Below are 17,318 nucleotides of genomic sequence, written 5' to 3'. Positions count from 1 at the left end.
GGATAGTGTGACTCATCGTGGATCTGGACGTGTTCATCGATCGCCACCGCGAGTCGTGGCAGCGGCTCGAGAAGCTGGTCAAACGCTCCGGCAGGCTCACCGGCGCCGAGGCCGACGAGCTGATCGAGCTCTACCAGCGCGTCACGACGCACCTGTCGATCGTGCGCAGCCAGACCCCGGACCCGGCCACGGTCGAACGGTTGTCGTCGCTGGTCGCGCAGGCGCGGTCCGCGCTCACGGGCACGCACACGCCGGCCTGGCGGGTCTTCACGCGCTTCTTCACGCACCGGCTGCCCGCCGCCATCTACCTCGGCTGGCGCTGGTGGGTGCCGGCCGGCGTCGCGTTCTACCTGGTCACCGGCATCATCGCCGCGTGGATCGCCTCCAACCCGGACGTGCAGGCCGCCATCGCCGCGCCCGACGAGCTGCGCGAGATGACCAAGGTCGGCGGCGGCTACGAGTCGTACTACTCCAGCGATCCCGCCGGGTCGTTCGCGGCGAAGGTGTGGACCAACAACGCTTGGATGACCGCCGCGTGCCTGTTGCTCGGTGTGTTGTTCGCGATTCCGCCGATCTACCTGCTCTTCACCAACGCCGTGAACGTCGCTGTCGGCGTCGGACTGATGTTCGGCGCGGGGCGCGGTGAGTTGTTCCTCGGGCTGTTGGCGCCGCACGGGCTGTTGGAGCTCACGGCCGTGTTCGTGGCGGCGGGCATCGGCATGCGACTGGGGTGGCAGGTGATCGACCCCGGCAAGCGCACACGGGCCCAAGCCCTCGCCGCGGAAGGGCGATCGGTCGTCGCCGTGGCGCTCGGACTGGTCGTGGTGCTGCTGGTCTCCGGTGTGCTGGAAGGCTTTGTGACGCCGTCCGGCCTGCCCACGTGGGCGCGCGTCGGCATCGGGGTGGTCGCGGAGGTGCTGTTCCTGCTGTACGTCTTCGTGGTCGGGCGACGGGCCGCGCAGCAGGGCGAGACGGGCGACGTGGACGCGAGCGAACGTGAGGACGTCGCGCCGGTCGCCGTCTAAAGCTTGCCCGCGGCCTTCAACGAGAGATAGCGGTCCGCGAGAGCGCGCGGCAGGTCATCGGGCAGTGCGTCGACGACGTCGACTCCGTGCCGTGCGAGCAACGCGGTGAGACGGCGTCGTTCGGCCAGAGTGCGTTCCGCGGCGGCGGCCGTGTAGACGGCCTCCAGGTCGCCACGCCCGGCGGCCATCGCGTGCACGGCCGGGTCGGACACCGAGGCGATCAGCAGGTGGTGCCGCGAGGCCAGCGTCGGCAGCAGCGGCAGCAGACCGTGTTCGATCGACGGTTCCAACGACGTCAGCAGCACGACCAGCGAGCGGCGTCCGGCGCGGCGCAGGACCTCGGCCACGGCGGCACGGGCGTCGAACTCGACCAGTTCGGCTTCCAGCGGTCCCATGGCCTGCACCAGCACCGGCAGCGTGGCGCGGGGGACCGAGGCGCGGACCTTGTGGCTGAACGCCAGGAAGTCCACCTGGTCGCGGGCCTGCGACGCCAAGGCGGACAACAACAGCACCGCGTCCATCGACGTGTCCAGGCGCGGCAGGCCGCCCAGGGCGCCCTCGACGCGGCTCGCGGACGTGCGGGCGGTGTCCAGCACGATCGTCACCTGACGGTCGCGCTCCGGACGCCAGGTGCGCACCACCACGTCCGACGAACGAGCCGACGCACGCCAGTCGATGGAACGCACGTCGTCACCGATGACATACGCGCGTAGCGAGTCGAACTCCGTGCCGGCGCCACGGATCAACGACGCACGGCGGCCGTCCAGTTCACGCAGCCGTTCCAGCAGAGGCGGGAGATGGCGGCGGCTGTGGAACGGCGGCAACGCGCGCACGGTCCACGGCACGACGTGTGAGCCTTGCCGTGCCGCGATGCCCAACGGGCCGAGGGAACGCACGGTCACACGGTCCGCAGTGCGATCGCCGCGACGCACAGGCCGTAGGTCGAAAGACAGCACACGCGAGCCACCAGCGGGCACATCGACCGGAACGCGATCGGAGACCACACCGGCAGAAGGCGCCCACGCGTCACGAAGAACGCCACGCAACCGACGGCCGGGGTTGTGCACGGTGAGCTGAACCGAGCACAACTCGCCCGTACGCACAGAGGTCGCCCCCGCGCGTGAGAACGTCAACGGCCGAACGCCGGCGGCCAGCAACAGGTCGGCCGCCACGCACAGCACCAAGACAGCGAACACGACGAGAATCCCCTGCCAGGACGGCAGTAGAAGACCGACGACGAGAACCCCGATGAGCGCGAGCAGGCCCGCGCGACCCGTGAGCGCCACGTCAGCGCGGCACCTGAACCGCGCCGAGCACGCCGTCCAGCACGCCGTCGGCCGTCACGCCCTCCAGTTCGGCCTCCGGGCGCAGCTCCAGGCGGTGCCGCAGAGCAGGGCGGGCCAACGACTTCACGTCGTCCGGCGTCACGTAGTCACGGCCCGAGAGCCACGCCCACGCGCGTGCGGCAGCGAGCAGAGCCGTTGCGCCACGCGGAGAAACGCCCAGACGAACGGCCGGAGACTGACGAGTCGCACGGCACACGTCCACGACGTACGCGATCACCTCAGGAGCCACGGTCAACGCGCGCACGGCAGCCCCACCGGCCTCCAGGTGCGCAGCACTCGCCACCGGCTGCAACGAGGACAGGTCCCGCGGATCGAACCCGGACGCGTGGCGCGTCAGCACGTCGATCTCGTGCTCCCGCGCGGGAATCGGCATCGTCACCTTGAGCAGGAACCGGTCGAGCTGGGCCTCGGGCAACGGGTAGGTGCCCTCGTACTCCACCGGGTTCTGCGTCGCGACGACGATGAACGGCGAGGGCAGCGGCCGGGTCTTGCCGTCGGCGGAGACCTGCCGTTCCTCCATCGCCTCCAGCAGCGCGGCCTGCGTCTTCGGCGGCGTCCGGTTGATCTCGTCGGCGAGCAGCAGGTTCGTGAAGACCGGGCCCTCGCGGAACGAGAACGCCGCGTTGTGCGAGTCGTAGACCAGCGAACCCGTCAGGTCGCCGGGCATCAGGTCCGGCGTGAACTGCACCCGCGTCGTCGACAGGTCCAACGCGCGCGCAAGGGCACGCACGAGCAACGTCTTCGCAACGCCAGGTACGCCCTCCAACAGCACGTGTCCCTTGCACAGCAGCGCGAGGATCAGCGACGTCACGGCGGCGTCGTTGCCCACCACGGCCTTGCCGATCTCCGCGCGCAACGCCACCAGCGCCGTGCGGGCTTCCTCGGTGGTGACCACAGCCGTCATGCCTTGCGCACCTCGTCCTCCAGAGCGTCCAGATCAGTTGCCAGCGCGACCAGCCCCCGGTCGTCCACCGACCCCTCGTCGTACAGCAGCGCCCGCACCGAAGTGACGGGACGCGAAGTCCTGCGGGCGATCTCCTCGGACGGATCGTCCCCCACCGGCACCCCCAGCAGTGGCGCCAACCGGTCCCGAGTCGCCTGCCGCAGCACCGAAGCGGCGTGTGCGGCGGCGTGCGACCGTCGATACAGCCGGGCGCGGCCTTCCACGGTCTCGGCGGCGCGCACCACGACCGGAAGCCGTTCGGGCACCACCCGGCCGAGCCTGCGCGCCCGCCACAGAGCGATCAGCACGGCCGCGATGCCGAGCTGCAGGGCGGCGAACTTCCAGCCGTCCGGGACCAGGTCGGTCAGCGACTTCTGCTGTGACCTGTCCGCCGCCGACGGCACGTACCAGACCAGCCGTTCGTGCTGGCCCAGCAACGACAACGCGAGCGCCGCGTTGCCCTCGGAGTCGATGTCGCGGTTGGTGAAGATCCCGCCGTAGCCGATCATCGTCACGGTGCCGGTGCGCACCAAAGTCGAGTCGTAGCACCGCTGTTCGCCCTCGTAGACGAACCCGCCCGTGGTCGCCGCGCCCGCCTTGGCCGCCAGCGGGCAGCCCGGCTGCCGGGTCTCGGGCTCCAGCCGGCCCACCCCGGTCGCGGGCGCGAGGAGCACCGTCGCGGCGGCCCGCCCGCTGAGGTCCGCGAGCCGTTCCGGGTCGATCAGGTTCGGCTGCGTCACGAACAGCGTCGCACCGTCCACCGAGGACGCGTTGTCGGTGAGCTCGATCCGCACACCGTTCTGCTCCAGCAGGTCGGCGACCGCGTGGCTGCCCTCCGGCCGGAACGAGCGGGGATCGAACGACCCGCCCTCGCCGCTGCCGCGCAGCAACGTGATCACGACCGCGGTGAAGAGGATGATCACGCCGATCAGCAACGGCCCGCGCGCGGCCGTCCAGATCCGCCCGGCGTCGGGGGAGACCGCCGTCATCCGCGCACCTTGCCGTCCACGGAGACCAATGCCTGATACCCCTCCGCGGTCGCGGTCCTGCCGCCGTACCAGACGTCGTCGAACTGCATCGCCGCACCGCGCAGGTCGTCGGCGAGCACCGGAAGTGCCTGGCCCGCCTCGAAAGCGACCTCGTCCACGGTGCGGCCGGCCCGTGCGTCGAGCACGCCGCGTTGCTCCAACTCGCGCACCACGGCACGGAAACGTTCGCGCACGGCCTCGGCCAGGTCACCGGCGGCCGCGGCCTTCTCGGCGGCGGCCCGGTGCTCCGCGGCGGTCATGACGGTGGAACCGAACACCTTGGCGCCCGACCGCAGCACACGGCCCGTGCGTCCGACGCGGAGCCTGATGACGATCACGATCAGCACCACCACGGCCACGATGATCACGATCGCGGTGAGGCCGCTCATGCCACCCGCCCCGGCGAAGAGCTCGCCGAGGCGGTCGAGGATCCACTCGATGGCGCGTTGCAGCGGGTTCGGGTCGTCGGAGACGTACGCCGGGTCGCTGAGCTCCCGGACGGCCGCCTCCCTCGCCTCGTCGCGGCCGAGATCTACCGGTACGTCAGCTACCGCCATGCCCTGCGGCCCGCTGGAGTTCGATGTCCATGCCCTCGGAACGCATGCGGCGGTCGACGTAGAGCAGCACGGTCACCGCGGAGCTGAACGGCAGCGTGATCGTCGAGGCGATGATCGCGCCGATGGTCGACAGGATCAGCGAGCCGATGCTCAGCGCCGCCGCGGGGTCGGGCGAGAACCCGGTCGTCGCCGCGCCCAGCAGGCCGAACGGCAGGCCGATGATCCACTCGATCACGACGGTGATCACGACGGTGAGCAGCAGGATGCCGAACGTCCGCCACCAGGCGCCGTCCACGAGCTTCTTCGAGCGGCCGAACGCGGCGGTGACGCCGCAGCGCTCCAGCACCAGCGCGGGCGTGACCAGGGCGAACAGCACCCACAGCCAGACGCCCGGCACGATGCACAGCACCAGGCCGACGGTGATCACGAGACCGGAGAGCAGCGTCGCGCCGAGCAGCGGGAGCAGCCGCGGCTTGAACTCCTCCCACGCCTGCGCGAACGTGACCGGCTTGCCCAGCACGGCGTGGCCCACGATGACGGTGATGAAGCCCGACAGGAACACGGTGCCGAGCAGCAGCAGGAAGACGCTGAGCAGCGTGCCGGTGAGGAAACCGGTGATGGCGCTGGTGAACTGGTCGATCGCCTGTTCCTGCGTCACCGAGTTCGGGTCGAGCGTCACGACGGCGGTGAGGTCGTCCAGGAACGGCAGCTGCGCCAGCAGGCCGAGGATCTGCGTGACCGCGGCGACGATGGCGGCCGCGCCGATGATCAGCTTCGGGTAGCGGCGCATCGTCGTGATGGCGCCATCGACGATCTCACCGACCGCCAGCGGGCGCAGCGGGATCACACCGGGCTTGATCGTCGGCTGTGCTCCGGGCGGCGGCGGGGCGTTGTAGCCGTACTGCGGCTGCGGGCCCCCAGGCGGCTGCTGCCCCGGCTGCTGCGGCTGGTTCGAAGGCTGGTCCGGTGAGGACCAGCCGGGCGTTTCGGACATCTCGGCTACCCCCGGTCGTGGTGTGAGCGGCATCCTGCCAGATCAGCGCCCACGCCACTGGCGAACCCGATCACGAAACGAGCTCGGTCCGCGCCTTGGACGGTGTCGTGCGCCGCATGCCCGCGCTGACGCATCGTTTGACCACCTGCGGCTGCTCGCGCATCAGCCGCAACCCGCGTCTGACCAGCGTCGGCACCGGTTTGCGGGCCTCCGCGACGTCGCGGGCGAACCGGCGCACGAACGTGACGGGCGGACTCGGCGCGAGCACGATCGCGTCCCGCAGCACCCCCGCCTCCCGCGCGCCCTGGACCAGCAGGTCCGCGAACAGCCCCTCGGCGATGAACGCGGGCGCGTCGCCGAGCTCGATCGTCTGCGTGCCGACGGCGCGGTCCTCGCTGATCGAGTAGACGGGCGCCTCGACCCTGCCCGTGTTCGACAGCTCGATGATCGCCCGCAGTGCCTTGTCCGCGTTCCACGAGCCGATGTCGTCCCAGTCGGCCCTGCCGTGCTCGTCGCGGGGCAGCAGCGGGTCGTCGCCGTCGCGGTAGAAGTCGTCCAGGCGCAGCACGGGCCAGCCGAGGTGGGCGGCGAGTGTCGACTTGCCTGAGCCGGAGGGTCCGGCGAGCAGCACGGCACGAGGGATGGGCACGGAACGCGATCATCGCACATGACTTAGGCTCGAACGCATGAGCGAAGGTCTGTTCGACGAGGGCCTCTTCGGCGCGACCGACGAGGAGAAGGCCGAGCGCATCGCGGCCAACGCCCCGCTGGCCGTGCGGATGCGTCCGGTCACGCTGGACGAGGTCGTCGGCCAGGACCACCTGCTCGGGCCGGGTGCGCCGCTGCGCCGCCTGGTCGAGGGCGCCACGCCGGCCTCCGTGATGCTCTACGGCCCTCCCGGCACCGGCAAGACGACCCTCGCGACGCTGGTGTCGAAGGCGACCGGCCGCCGGTTCGTGGCTTTGAGCGCGCTGTCGGCCGGGGTCAAGGAGGTGCGGTCGGTCATCGACGAGGCCCGCCGCCGCCTGGTCCGCTCCGGCGAGTCGACCGTCCTGTTCATCGACGAGGTGCACCGGTTCTCCAAGACGCAGCAGGACGCCCTGCTGGGCGCGGTCGAGGACCGGATCGTGCTGCTCGTCGCGGCCACCACGGAGAACCCGTTCTTCTCGGTCGTGTCGCCCTTGCTGTCGCGTTCGCTCGTGTTGCAGCTCAAGTCGTTGACCGACGACGGAGTGCGTTCGGTCATCAAGCGCGCGGTGTCAGACGAACGCGGCCTCGGCGGCTCCGTCGTGCTGGAACCCGAGGCGGAGGACCACCTGATCCGCCTGGCGGGTGGCGACGCCCGCCGTTCGCTGACAGCGCTGGAGGCGGCGGCGGACTCGGCACTGGCGTCCAACGAGGGCGTGATCACCCTGTCGCTGCTGGAGTCCACTGTGGACAAGGCGGCGGTGCGCTACGACCGCGACGGCGACCAGCACTACGACGTGACGTCGGCGTTCATCAAGTCGATCCGCGGCTCGGACGTCGACGCGGCCCTGCACTACCTCGCGCGCATGATCGAGGCGGGCGAGGACCCGCGCTTCATCGCGCGCCGCCTGGTGATCCACGCCAGCGAGGACGTCGGCATGGCCGACCCGACGGCACTGCAGACGTGCGTGGCGGCGGCTCAGGCCGTGCAGCTCATCGGCCTGCCCGAATGCACCCTGAACCTCGCGCAGGCCACGATCCACCTCGCCACCGCGCCGAAGTCGAACGCCGTCACCACCGCGATCTACGCCGCCATCGAGGACGTCCGCAAGGGCGCCATCGGTTCCGTGCCCGCACATCTGCGCGATGGCCACTACGCGGGCGCGGCGAAGCTGGGCAACGCCCAGGGCTACCGCTATCCGCACGATGTGCCGGATGGCGTGCTGACGCAGCAGTACGCGCCGGACGACCTGGTGGGACGCGACTACTACGAGCCGACCGGGCGCGGGAACGAACGCGCGCTGGCCGAACGGGTGCCGCGCCTGCGCAAGGTGATCCGCGGCGAGTGAGGTTGCTCTGTTCGGACTAGCATCTGGTTGCGTTGGGTGATCACGCGCACACCAGGGGCGAGAATGACCGATCCCGATCAGATCCTCGCGAATTACGAGGGGACGCTCGCCGAGGCGCAACGCCGCGGCGACGCGATTCGCGAGGCGCCGGCGACGTTGCAGGTGACCGAACGCAGCGCGGACGGCCAGATCTCGGTGACGGTCAACGACGCCGGCAACCTGGTGGACCTCCGGCTCGGCAACGCCTTGCAGCGCAAGGACGGCGACACGGTCGGCCGCGAGGTGCTGCGGGGCGTGCAGGCAGCGCAAGGACGTGTCGCGTGGACGGTGCAGGAGGCCATGACGCCGTTGATGGGCGCGGACTCCGAGGCGATGCGCATGATGATGGACAAGCTCCGCAGTGCCCAGCCGCCCGCCGAGCCCGAACGCCCGTCGTGGGGTCCGCCGCAGTCCGGCCTCGGCCAGATCGAGGACGACCACCCGCCGGTCCCGCGTCCGCCGCGCGCACCCCGTCCGACCGAAGAGGACGAGGACTTCGGCGACGGCGGGTACCTGCGATGACCCACGCCAGCAGTGAAGCCGAGATGAAGGCGCACTTGGGCAAGCTCGACGACATCGGCGCCCGCATCAACACCGCGGTCACGTCCGCGAACGCGACCATGGACGCGACGGCGTTCGGCCTGCTGGGCATGCCGCTCGCGGGCATCTGCGCGGGCACGTCGGCCCTGGCGGCCAACGCCATCGAGAAGGCCGCGGACTCGGCGGTCGCCCACTGCCGCGAGTTCGCGGACATGGCGTTGCACATCAAGACCAACGAACAGGCGCGGGCGGCCGATCTCGACGGGATGTACCGGAAATGACGAACCCGCTGAACGTCGAAGGCGAGAAGACCAAGGCGACCGAGGGCCTCGGCCTGGCCCACGACGCCGTTGAGACGTTCTCCGCCATCAGTCAGGGCAACTGGGCCGAGGGCCTGATGAACGCGGCGGGCGGCGCGATGGGCGTGGCGGGCTTCCTGGCGGACCCGCTCGCCGGTCTGATCGGCGCGGGCTTCGGCTGGCTGATCGAGCACGTCCCGTTCCTGCGGGAGCCGCTCGACTGGCTCACCGGCGACCAGCAACAGCTCGACTCGATGTCCAAGACGTGGGGCAACATCGCCAACCACGTCGAACAGGTCTCCGCCGACCTCAGGCAGTGGGTGAAGACCGACAGCGGCCAGTGGACCGGCGAGGAGTTCCGGGCGTACGAGAGGTTCGGTGTCGACAAGGCGGACACGTACGGCTCGGTCGCGACCGGCGCACAGGGCATCTCCGTGCTCGTCAACGTCTGCAAGACCATCCTCAACGTGGTGCGCGGCATCGTCCGCGACCTGATCTCCGAAGCCGTCGGCAAACTGATCAGCATCTGCATCCGCTGGGCCCCGGCCATGGCCGCGTTCGGCGCGGGCGTCGCGGGCGCGATCGCCGAATGCACCGCGACGGCCGTCAAGTACGCGAACAAGGCCCTGGGCTGGTGCAAGAAGCTCTCCAAGGCGTTCAGCAACGCCACCGGCCTGTTCTCGAAGCTGGAGAACGTCTTCCAGGGCGCCATGAACGCGCTGACCAAGCTCTCCAGCGGTGTGCGCGGCGGGGTGACGAACTTCTACGTGGCGAATGCCATCGTCAGCAAGGCGACCAACCTGGACGCGCTGAAGCACGGGGTGAGCGAGGCGAAGAAGCACGTCGTGGACGGGGTGAAATCCGCACCCGCCGACTCCGTGCCGAAGCTGGGTGTCGACCTGGGCAAGGAGGCGGGCAAGGCGTTCGACAGTCAGTCGGGCAGCCTGTTCGACTCGGAACCAGAACAGAAGCAGGGTGGATGAAGCTCCTCGGATTCCTGTTCGTCTTCTTCGTGATGCCGCCGCTCGGCTACCTGACCGCGGCCACGGTGTGGACCCACCTCGGCGACCAGATCGTCGTCACCGAAGCGAAAGACGAGACCCCTGTCGGGGTGGCGAGGTCGTGTGAGCGGCAGGATCCGATCACGCTGACCGGTGGCTTCAAGGCCTGGTACCTCTGCCAGGTCGACGTCAGCGCACGCGGCGGGCCGGCACGCACGATGGAGTCACGGGGTTTCCTCACCCCGGAGCACATCGGCGTCGATGTCCCGGTTGCGACCACGCACAACGGCCGGAACCTGGTGGCCAACTCCGACACCATGCGCTACCCGAACCTCGCCCCGCTCGCGCTGGCCGGGACGGTCATCGGCTGGATCCTGCTGATGGCCGCGATGCTGTGGTCGTTGAGCCGCAAGCACATGCCGAAGAAATCCGTCGGGCGATCCAGAGAGATCGCGTAACTTCGGCGACGTGACGATCAGAGAAGACTTCCTGACCACCGCCCGCGTCGCCCTGGACCTCCTGCGCCACCAGCAGGTCGCGGCGAACTGGGACCGGCCCAGCGCCCTGCCGGAGTTCGGGGTCAGCGGCCTCGCCGGGCACGTCGCCTACCAGGCCCTGCCGCTGCCGGGCATGATCGGGACCCCCGCGGGCGACGAGCCGGTCGTCAGCCTGATGGAGCACTACGAGCGGGCGAAGTGGACCGATCTCGACGTCGACTCCGAGTTCCACACCCGCATCCGCGCGGGCGGCGAGAAGCTGGCGGCGGAAGGGCACGCGGCACTGTGCGACCGGTTCGAGCAGACCCTCGACGAGCTCGCGAAGACGTTGCCGGGCATGGAGAACCGGGGTGTCCGGATGCCGCACTGGGGGCCGTGGGCGGTGCCGCTGGACGAGTACCTGCTCAGCAGGCTGATGGAGTTCGTCGTGCACTCCGACGACCTCGCGGTGAGCGTCGGGCTGGAGACGCCCGAGTTCCCGCGCCCCGTCAACGAGGCCGTCATCGACCTGCTGACCCGCATGGCGCTCAACAAGCACCGCGCCATCGACGTGGTGCGCGCGCTCAGTCGTAAGGAACGCGCACCGCAGGACATCACGGCGTTCTAGCGACGGCAGACCATCAGCAGTGCGAGCTTGCCCGGCAGCATGATCTCGTCCGCGGCCACGAACCCGCCTGCCTCGAACGACTTGATGGCGCGGGTGTTGCGCACGTCCGGTTCCAGCACGATTCGCGTGCAGTGCGGGTCGGCCTCGAACAACGCGTCGGTGAGCCGGGGGAGCAGCGACCGCACGAGTCCGCGGTCGGTCATGGCCAGTTCGCCGACCGCGAGGTTCAGGCCGAGGTCGTGCGGCCGCGCCTGGTAGCAGCGGGCGACGGCGTGCCTGGCCGCGCGGTAGACCTCGGCGTAGATCACCGGGCGGCCGTGCCAGCTGATCAGCAACGGCCGGTCGTCGTCGCCCGCCAGTTGTTCTTCGAGCCGGCGTTCCCACTGGGGCAACGTCCACGCCTGCCGCCAGAACGCCGCCACGTGCGGTGCCTGGTTCCAGCGGTGCACGAGGTGCAGGTCGTAGCCGTCCGCACGGGCGACACGGGCCTCCCACGGCATCGACAGGTCCGGAACGGGCGGTGGGCCCGCCGTGATCTGGGGCCGATAGGAGTCCAGGTGCGACACCGGCTTCACTGGGCCTCCTGCACGGGTCAACTCAGGGTGGCCTAACTTCACGCTGTGCAGGACCGAGCTGTCAAGCCCTGTGTGACGGGTATTTCACAGGCTGTGACGGCCGCGAGTCAATGAGTGGTCCGTCCCAATTGGATGTGCGTAGGTTGACCGCCATGCCGGAGACCCAGCGCGAGCCGGTGCCGCGCGTCGACACGGGCGAGCTCGACGTCGCGCACGCGTTCCTCAAGTTCCAGCGGCACTGCGTGCTCAAGAAGGCGGAGGGGCTGACCGACGACGAACTGCGGCGGCCGATGGTCGCCAGCGGCACGTCGATCCTCGGGCTGATCCAGCACCTGGCCGAAGCCGAGCGCTACTGGTTCGGCCACCACCTCGCGGGCGCGGAGTGGTCCGCGGACACCGAGTTCGGCATGAGCGTCCCGGCCGACCGCGACGCGGCGACGGTGATCGCGGACTACCGCTCGGCGATCGCCGGCAGCGACGGGGCGATCGAGGCCGCCGGTCATCCCGATGCGCTGATGGTGACCCCGGTCGAAGGCGTGTCGAAGACGCTGCGGTGGGTACTCGCGCACATGACCACCGAGACCGCCCGGCACGCGGGCCACGCCGACATCATCCGCGAGCAGATCGACGGCGCCACCGGTCGTTGAAGATCAACAAATGGTGCCCCTCGGTCGGGTGTCGGACCTACCCGGTAATCTCACCCGCAACCAAGCCCGAACGCCTGTTCACCAGGAGGATCCGTGTCGCCAGGGTGGCTCGCCGCCGGTGCCTTCGTGCTGCTCGTGCTCATCGTGGGGATCGTGGCGATCAAGGCGGCGCGTTTCTTCGACGAGGCCACGATCGCGATGCGCAAGGCCCACGAGAACACGGACCCGTTGTTCGTCGAGGCCAACACGACGCTCACGCACGTGAACACGCAGCTTGAGCGCGTCGACGGCATCACGGCCAACGCGCGCGCCGTCACCGGCAACGTCTCCGCGCTCACCAGCCTGTTCACCGCCACGCTCGGCGGGCCGCTGGTGAAGGCCGCCGCGCTGTCCTACGGCGTGAGCAAGGCCGTCAAGGCCCGCCGCAAGGCCGCCGAGCAGCCGAACAAGCACGCCAAGCGCCGCCTGAAGCGAGGTGCCAGGTGAGCCGCCTCTTCTGGTTCGGTCTGGGCGCCGCGGCGGGGTTGTTCGCCGCGAAGAAGGCCGCCGAGGTCGCAAAGCAGGCGACTCCGGCCGGTATCGGCACTAACGTGGGTGAAGGCCTGCGCGAACTCGCCGGCGCCATCGGTTCCTTCGGGGCCGAGGTCCGCGCGGGGATGGCCGAACGGGAACAGGAGTTGCAGGACACCGTGGAACGTCAGACGGGATTCACGCCAGGGCGCCGAGCGCCCAGGGCGAACGGGAAGCACTAGCGCCGTTCGCCCCGTGACCATGCCCTGACTGTCCCCAGCAACACACTTAGGAACTTCCCGTGCAGACCCACGAGATCATCAAGCGTTTCCGCGAGCACTTCGAGAAGGCCGGGCACAAGTACATCCCCAGCGCCTCGCTGTTGCTCGACGACCCCAACCTGCTGTTCGTCAACGCCGGCATGGTGCCGTTCAAGCCGTACTTCCTCGGCGAGGCCCCGCCGCCCGCCCCGCGGATGACGAGCATCCAGAAGTGCGTGCGCACCCCGGACATCGACGAGGTCGGCAAGACCACCCGCCACCTCACGTTCTTCCAGATGGCCGGCAACTTCTCGCTCGGCGACTACTTCAAGGAAGACGCCATCCGGCTCGCCTGGGAGCTGATCACCAACTCCCAGGAGAACGGTGGCTACGGCTTCGATCCCGAGCGCATCTGGGTGACGGTCTACCTGGACGACGACGAGGCCATCGAGCTGTGGCAGAAGGTCGCCGGCATGCCGCTGGAGCGCATCCAGCGCCGCGGCGTCGAGGACAACTTCTGGTCGATGGGCGTCCCCGGCCCGTGCGGCCCGTGCTCGGAGATCTACTACGACCGCGGCCCCGAGTACGGCGAGGAGGGCGGCCCGGTAGTCGACGAGGACAGGTACCTGGAGATCTGGAACCTCGTCTTCATGCAGAACATCCGCGGCGAGGGTGGTGCCAAGAAGGACTACCCGGTCATCGGTGAGCTGCCGTCGAAGAACATCGACACCGGCATGGGCGTCGAGCGCGTCGCCTACCTGCTGCAGGGCGTCGACAACGTCTACGAGACCGACCTGGTCCGCGCCGTCATCACCAGGGCCGAGGAGCTCTCCGGCCGCAAGTACGGCGCCAACGAGGTCGACGACGTCCGCTTCCGCGTCATCGCCGACCACGCCCGCAGCGGTGTGCTGCTGGTCGGCGACGGCGTCACGCCCGGCAACGAGGCCCGCGGCTACGTGCTGCGCCGCCTGCTGCGCCGCATCGTCCGCTCGTCGCGCCTGCTGGGCGTGAACGAGCCGGTGCTGCAGCAGTTCGCCGAGGTCGTCCGCGACTCGATGGGCGAGGCCTACCCCGAGCTGGTCAGCGGGTTCGCCCGCATCCAGCAGGTGCTCAAGGCCGAGGAGGACACGTTCCTGCGCACGCTCGACGCCGGTTCGCGGATCTTCGAGGGCGCCGCCGCCGAGGTGAAGTCCGACGGCCGCGCCATCCTGCCGGGTGACAAGGCCTTCCAGCTGCACGACACGTACGGCTTCCCGATCGACCTCACGCTGGAGATGGCCTCCGAGGCCGGCCTGTCCGTGGACGAGGACGGTTTCCGCAAGCTGATGGCCGAGCAGCGCGCCCGCGCCAAGGCCGACGCCGCCGGCAAGAAGACCGGCCACGGCGACCAGTCGGTGTACCGCGAGCTGCTGGAGCAGGGCCCGACCGAGTTCACCGGCTACACCGAGCTCGCCTCCGAGGCCACGCTGCGCGGCATCGTGCACAACGGCGCTCGGGTGAAGTCGGCTCGCGAGGGCGACATCGTCGAGGTCGTGCTGGACCGCACGCCGCTCTACGCCGAGTCCGGTGGCCAGGAGTCCGACGCCGGCACGATCGTCACGGCCAACGCCGAGCTGGAAGTGCTCGACGTGCAGAAGGTCGCCCGCAAGCTGTGGGTGCACCAGGTGCGCGTCCGCTCCGGCGAGGTCAGCGAGGGCGAGCAGGTCGAGGCCCGCGTCGACCCCGAGTGGCGCGTCGGCGCCCGCCAGGGCCACTCGGGCACGCACGTCGTGCACGCCGCCCTGCGTCACGTGCTCGGCCCGTCGGCCCTGCAGAGCGGTTCGTACAACAAGCCCGGTTACCTGCGTCTCGACTTCGCCTGGACCGGTGGCCTGTCCGCCGAGGCCCGCAGCGAGATCGAAGAGGTCTCGAACCTCGCCGTGCGCAAGGACCTGCCGGTCAGCGTCGTCTACACGGACATGGCCGGTGCCCAGGAGCTGGGTGCCGTCGCCCTGTTCGGCGAGACCTACGACGAGACCGTGCGCGTCATCGAGATCGGTGGCGAGTGGTCTCGTGAGCTGTGCGGTGGCACCCACGTCGAGCACTCGTCGCAGATCGGCCCGATCACCCTGCTGGGTGAGTCTTCGGTCGGTTCCGGCGTGCGCCGCCTGGAGGCCTACGTCGGCATCGAGGCCATGCGGTTCCTGGCCAAGGAGCGCGCCATCGTGCAGAACCTCTCCGACATGCTCAAGGTCGGTTCCGAGGGCCTGCCCGAGCGGATCGAGTCACTGGTCGAGCGCCTGAAGTCCGCCGAGAAGGAGCTCGAGAAGGTCCGCGCCGCCGAGCTGCTGGGCAACGCCGGCGCCCTCGCCGACAAGGCTCTGGACATCCGCGGCCTGTCGCTGGTGGCCCTGGGCCTGGAGGGCGTGTCGGGCAACGACCTGCGCACCCTCGGTGGCGAGGTCCGCAACCGCCTGGGCAGCAGGCCCGGTGTGGTGGCCCTGTTCTCGGTCGACGGCGACAAGGTCAGCTTCGTGGTGGCCACCACGGCCGCCGCCCGCGACCTGGGTCTCGCCGCCGGCAAGCTCGTCCCGGTGTTCGGCCCGGCCATCGCCGCCCGTGGTGGCGGCAAGCCGGACCTGGCCCAGGGCGGCGGTACCAACCCGGCCGGCGTTCCCGACGCCATCACGAACCTCACCAACGAACTGGACAAGGTGCTTGAACAGCGCTGATTCCACTGATGTCGGCGACCCGGGCCTCGGCAGGAGGCTCGGCGTCGACGTCGGATCGGTTCGCGTGGGTGTCGCCCTCAGCGATCCGTCGGCATTTCTGGCGACGCCGCTGGTCACCCTGCAGCGTGACGAGAAGCGCGGCTCGGACCTCACCGAGCTCGTACGTCTCGTGGCCGAACATGACGTCGTCGAGGTCGTGGTCGGCCTGCCGAAGACGCTGGCCGGTCGGCACGGTCCCGCGGCGGACTCGGCGACCGCGTACGCTGCGGCCCTGGCCGGCCGCATCGCCCCGGTGCCGGTACGGCTCAGCGACGAACGACTGACGACGGTTGTGGTGAGCCGGGTGCTGGCACAGCGCGGTGTGAAGGGCAAGAAGCAGCGTGCCGTGGTCGACCAGGCTGCCGCTGTCGAGATCCTGCAGTCTTGGCTGGACGCACGGGCACGGGTTGTGTCCGCCCGAAAGGACGAGGTGTGAGCGGCGACGATCTCGGGTTGTTCACCGACCCCGAAGCGGACGAGAGACGGCCGGTCAAGCGCGACCGCAGCCGGGACAACGCCCGTGCCAAAGCGAAGAAGCGCAAGAAGACGGTCCTGTGGCTCGTCGTGGCGCTGATTCTCGCCGTCGGCATGGGCGGTGCCTACTACGGCTACAAGGAGCTGCGCGGCATCGGCTCGTTCGAGGACTTCGCCGGTACCGGTGAGGCCGACGCCATCGTCGAGGTCCAGGACGGCGACGTGGTCAGCAAGATCGCGTCGACCCTGTACGACAACGGCGTCATCGCCTCCGCGCGCGCCTTCACCGAGGCCAGCAAGACCGACGCCCGCGTGACGTCGATCCAGCCCGGCTTCTACCTGATGAAGACGAAGATGTCGGGCCAGAACGCCGTGGCCCGCATGATCGACCCGAAGACGCGCGTCCCGGCCGTCCAGGTCGTCGGTGGCCTCAAGCTCACCGACATCCAGGCCAACGGCAAGACCGTCAAGGGCATCTACTCCCTGCTGGCCGACGCGAGCTGCACGGAGAAGGACGGCGCCAAGGTGTGCCTGACCGGCGACGAGATCAAGGCCGCCGCGGAGCAGACCGACCCGGTCGCCCTCGGCGTGCCGGACTGGGCGCTGGCCGACGTGAAGCGCGCCGAGCCGCAGTACCGCCTCGAAGGCCTGATCATGCGCGGCGTCTACCAGGTCAAACCGGGTGTCAGCGCGGTCGAGCTGATCCGCAGCGTCGTCGTGTCCTCTGCCCAGAAGCTGCAGGGCGCGGGCATTCCCGGTGGCACCATGAACACCGGCTTCCGTCCGTACGAGGTCCTGGTCATCGCCTCGTTGATCGAGAAGGAGGCCATCGAGAAGGACTTCTCGAAGGTCTCGCAGGTCATCTACAACCGGCTCAAGAAGAAGCCGCAGTCGATGCCCCTGCAGTTCGACTCGACCATCAACTACAAGAACAACCAGCCCCACATCCGCACGTCCGACGCGGACCGCAACGCGGAAGGGCCGTACAACACCTACATCAACCAGAACCTGACGCCGACCCCGATCGGCTCGCCGTCGCAGCAGGCGATCGCCGCCGCGATCAAGCCGGAGGGCGGCGACATCCTGTACTTCGTGAAGTGCCAGACGGACGGCACGTCGTGCTTCGCGAACACGTTCGAAGAGCACAACGCGAACGACCAGAAGGCACAGAGGGACGGCGTCTACTAGTG

At 69.6% G+C, this 17,318-nt stretch carries 20 protein-coding genes; 13 read left to right on the top strand and 7 right to left on the bottom strand.

The window, feature by feature from the left end; translation table 11 throughout:
- Nucleotides 1-17: 17 nt before the first annotated feature.
- Nucleotides 18-1,025 (top strand): stage II sporulation protein M, encoded by a 1,008-nt coding sequence (locus SK854_RS02435; RefSeq protein ID WP_319973278.1) that lies wholly within the window; start codon nucleotides 18-20, stop codon nucleotides 1,023-1,025.
- Here SK854_RS02435 and SK854_RS02430 read toward each other — a convergent pair.
- From SK854_RS02430 to SK854_RS02405, 6 genes are all read right to left on the bottom strand, one after another.
- Nucleotides 1,022-2,311 carry a DUF58 domain-containing protein gene (locus tag SK854_RS02430; RefSeq protein ID WP_319973277.1) on the bottom strand — a complete coding sequence of 430 codons (1,290 nt, stop codon included), beginning with the start codon at nucleotides 2,309-2,311 and terminating at the stop codon, nucleotides 1,022-1,024. The genes SK854_RS02435 and SK854_RS02430 overlap by 4 nt on opposite strands.
- Nucleotide 2,312: 1 nt before the next feature.
- The gene (locus tag SK854_RS02425; RefSeq protein WP_319973276.1) at nucleotides 2,313-3,275 is read right to left on the bottom strand and encodes an AAA family ATPase; all 963 of its coding nucleotides are present in this window, start codon (nucleotides 3,273-3,275) and stop codon (nucleotides 2,313-2,315) included.
- Nucleotides 3,272-4,303 (bottom strand): DUF4350 domain-containing protein, encoded by a 1,032-nt coding sequence (locus SK854_RS02420; protein WP_319973275.1) that lies wholly within the window; start codon nucleotides 4,301-4,303, stop codon nucleotides 3,272-3,274. The genes SK854_RS02425 and SK854_RS02420 overlap by 4 nt, the downstream gene beginning before the upstream one ends.
- Nucleotides 4,300-4,899, bottom strand: a complete 600-nt coding sequence (locus tag SK854_RS02415; protein WP_319973274.1) for a DUF4129 domain-containing protein — start codon at nucleotides 4,897-4,899, stop codon at nucleotides 4,300-4,302. Before SK854_RS02415 ends, SK854_RS02420 begins: the two co-directional genes overlap by 4 nt.
- Nucleotides 4,886-5,893, bottom strand: a complete 1,008-nt coding sequence (locus SK854_RS02410; RefSeq protein WP_319973273.1) for a hypothetical protein — start codon at nucleotides 5,891-5,893, stop codon at nucleotides 4,886-4,888. Before SK854_RS02410 ends, SK854_RS02415 begins: the two co-directional genes overlap by 14 nt.
- Nucleotides 5,894-5,963: 70 nt before the next feature.
- Nucleotides 5,964-6,542 carry a uridine kinase family protein gene (locus tag SK854_RS02405; RefSeq protein WP_319973272.1) on the bottom strand — a complete coding sequence of 193 codons (579 nt, stop codon included), beginning with the start codon at nucleotides 6,540-6,542 and terminating at the stop codon, nucleotides 5,964-5,966.
- 37 nt (nucleotides 6,543-6,579) lie between these two features.
- Between SK854_RS02405 and SK854_RS02400 the strand changes: the two genes are divergently transcribed.
- The 6 genes from SK854_RS02400 to SK854_RS02375 all read left to right on the top strand — a co-directional run bounded on the left by SK854_RS02400 (nucleotide 6,580) and on the right by SK854_RS02375 (nucleotide 10,912).
- Nucleotides 6,580-7,929 carry a replication-associated recombination protein A gene (locus tag SK854_RS02400; protein WP_319973271.1) on the top strand — a complete coding sequence of 450 codons (1,350 nt, stop codon included), beginning with the start codon at nucleotides 6,580-6,582 and terminating at the stop codon, nucleotides 7,927-7,929.
- Nucleotides 7,930-7,992: 63 nt separating this feature from the next.
- On the top strand, nucleotides 7,993-8,490 hold the full coding sequence (locus SK854_RS02395) for a YbaB/EbfC family nucleoid-associated protein (protein WP_319973270.1): 498 nt from the start codon (nucleotides 7,993-7,995) through the stop codon (nucleotides 8,488-8,490).
- A gap of 23 nt (nucleotides 8,491-8,513) precedes the next feature.
- Entirely contained in the window at nucleotides 8,514-8,789 is a 276-nt protein-coding gene (locus SK854_RS02390) for a hypothetical protein (protein ID WP_319973269.1), read from the top strand.
- A complete protein-coding gene (locus SK854_RS02385) occupies nucleotides 8,786-9,790 on the top strand; it encodes a hypothetical protein (protein ID WP_319973268.1) in 1,005 nt (334 codons plus the stop codon). Before SK854_RS02390 ends, SK854_RS02385 begins: the two co-directional genes overlap by 4 nt.
- Nucleotides 9,787-10,266, top strand: coding sequence for a DUF6346 domain-containing protein (locus SK854_RS02380; RefSeq protein ID WP_319973267.1), 480 nt, complete (start codon nucleotides 9,787-9,789; stop codon nucleotides 10,264-10,266). The genes SK854_RS02385 and SK854_RS02380 overlap by 4 nt, the downstream gene beginning before the upstream one ends.
- Before the next feature lie 10 nt (nucleotides 10,267-10,276).
- Complete coding sequence (locus SK854_RS02375) at nucleotides 10,277-10,912, top strand: maleylpyruvate isomerase N-terminal domain-containing protein (protein ID WP_319973266.1); 636 nt, start codon at nucleotides 10,277-10,279, stop codon at nucleotides 10,910-10,912.
- Here SK854_RS02375 and SK854_RS02370 read toward each other — a convergent pair.
- On the bottom strand, nucleotides 10,909-11,487 hold the full coding sequence (locus SK854_RS02370; protein ID WP_319973265.1) for a GNAT family N-acetyltransferase: 579 nt from the start codon (nucleotides 11,485-11,487) through the stop codon (nucleotides 10,909-10,911). The genes SK854_RS02375 and SK854_RS02370 overlap by 4 nt on opposite strands.
- Nucleotides 11,488-11,639: 152 nt before the next feature.
- Here SK854_RS02370 and SK854_RS02365 point away from each other — a divergent pair, with 152 nt between their 5' ends.
- From SK854_RS02365 to mltG, 6 genes are all read left to right on the top strand, one after another.
- On the top strand, nucleotides 11,640-12,134 hold the full coding sequence (locus tag SK854_RS02365) for a DinB family protein (RefSeq protein WP_319973264.1): 495 nt from the start codon (nucleotides 11,640-11,642) through the stop codon (nucleotides 12,132-12,134).
- 93 nt (nucleotides 12,135-12,227) lie between these two features.
- Nucleotides 12,228-12,620 carry a DUF948 domain-containing protein gene (locus SK854_RS02360; RefSeq protein ID WP_319973263.1) on the top strand — a complete coding sequence of 131 codons (393 nt, stop codon included), beginning with the start codon at nucleotides 12,228-12,230 and terminating at the stop codon, nucleotides 12,618-12,620.
- Nucleotides 12,617-12,886 carry a hypothetical protein gene (locus SK854_RS02355; protein ID WP_093588095.1) on the top strand — a complete coding sequence of 90 codons (270 nt, stop codon included), beginning with the start codon at nucleotides 12,617-12,619 and terminating at the stop codon, nucleotides 12,884-12,886. Before SK854_RS02360 ends, SK854_RS02355 begins: the two co-directional genes overlap by 4 nt.
- A 59-nt stretch (nucleotides 12,887-12,945) precedes the next feature.
- Complete coding sequence (gene alaS / locus SK854_RS02350; protein WP_319973262.1) at nucleotides 12,946-15,615, top strand: alanine--tRNA ligase; 2,670 nt, start codon at nucleotides 12,946-12,948, stop codon at nucleotides 15,613-15,615.
- On the top strand, nucleotides 15,602-16,090 hold the full coding sequence (ruvX, locus tag SK854_RS02345; RefSeq protein WP_319973261.1) for a Holliday junction resolvase RuvX: 489 nt from the start codon (nucleotides 15,602-15,604) through the stop codon (nucleotides 16,088-16,090). The genes alaS and ruvX overlap by 14 nt, the downstream gene beginning before the upstream one ends.
- A complete protein-coding gene (gene mltG, locus SK854_RS02340; RefSeq protein ID WP_319973260.1) occupies nucleotides 16,087-17,316 on the top strand; it encodes an endolytic transglycosylase MltG in 1,230 nt (409 codons plus the stop codon). The genes ruvX and mltG overlap by 4 nt, the downstream gene beginning before the upstream one ends.
- Nucleotides 17,317-17,318: the final 2 nt, after the last annotated feature.

The organism is Lentzea sokolovensis (genome assembly GCF_033949975.1).
Classification (GTDB): domain Bacteria; phylum Actinomycetota; class Actinomycetes; order Mycobacteriales; family Pseudonocardiaceae; genus Lentzea; species Lentzea sokolovensis.
Note: the sequence above shows the minus strand (reverse complement) of the source record. Positions and strands in the feature narration are given on the sequence as shown.

Coding starts and splice junctions, on each gene's coding strand:
- SK854_RS02390 (WP_319973269.1), top strand. CDS start 8,514: ATGAAGGCGCACTTGGGCAAGCTCGACGACATCGGCGCCCGCATCAAC.
- SK854_RS02395 (WP_319973270.1), top strand. CDS start 7,993: ATGACCGATCCCGATCAGATCCTCGCGAATTACGAGGGGACGCTCGCC.
- SK854_RS02415 (WP_319973274.1), bottom strand. CDS start 4,899: ATGGCGGTAGCTGACGTACCGGTAGATCTCGGCCGCGACGAGGCGAGG.
- SK854_RS02380 (WP_319973267.1), top strand. CDS start 9,787: ATGAAGCTCCTCGGATTCCTGTTCGTCTTCTTCGTGATGCCGCCGCTC.
- SK854_RS02385 (WP_319973268.1), top strand. CDS start 8,786: ATGACGAACCCGCTGAACGTCGAAGGCGAGAAGACCAAGGCGACCGAG.
- SK854_RS02420 (WP_319973275.1), bottom strand. CDS start 4,303: ATGACGGCGGTCTCCCCCGACGCCGGGCGGATCTGGACGGCCGCGCGC.
- SK854_RS02365 (WP_319973264.1), top strand. CDS start 11,640: ATGCCGGAGACCCAGCGCGAGCCGGTGCCGCGCGTCGACACGGGCGAG.
- SK854_RS02400 (WP_319973271.1), top strand. CDS start 6,580: ATGAGCGAAGGTCTGTTCGACGAGGGCCTCTTCGGCGCGACCGACGAG.
- SK854_RS02410 (WP_319973273.1), bottom strand. CDS start 5,893: ATGTCCGAAACGCCCGGCTGGTCCTCACCGGACCAGCCTTCGAACCAG.
- SK854_RS02425 (WP_319973276.1), bottom strand. CDS start 3,275: ATGACGGCTGTGGTCACCACCGAGGAAGCCCGCACGGCGCTGGTGGCG.